This window comes from Bacillus sp. SIMBA_074 (genome assembly GCF_046534555.1).
In the GTDB taxonomy this organism is placed as follows: domain Bacteria; phylum Bacillota; class Bacilli; order Bacillales; family Bacillaceae_G; genus Bacillus_A; species Bacillus_A mycoides.
The window spans coordinates 1-246 of sequence record NZ_JAWRYM010001033.1; the positions used below are offsets into that span (position 1 = coordinate 1).

Here is a 246-nt window from a genome sequence, read left to right on the forward strand (position 1 = left end):
CGATGAACCCGCCGTTGGCGTCGATGCCGCCCGGGCAGATGCCCTTGCTGCCGCTCATGAAGACCGAGTACACGACTCCGGCGACGACGGTCCAGATGAGCATCTTGCGGATGCCCGCGATCACCACGGCGCCGGGCAGCCCGGTGACGGCGGTGTCGGCCTGCGGGGCCGGGGGCGGTGTGAGTGACACGGAGGACTCCTTCGAGGTCGGTCCCCTTCATCATGTCGGAGGAGTCCGCGGGAAGG

Annotated in this window: 1 protein-coding gene; it reads right to left on the minus strand. The window is 69.1% G+C overall.

All coding sequences use genetic code 11. The features are described 5' to 3' along the window. Window positions 1-190: hypothetical protein (locus SB773_RS33910; protein WP_410594873.1), on the minus strand; the 190-nt coding region annotated here is incomplete at its 3' end. Between the last annotated feature and the right edge of the window lie 56 nt (window positions 191-246).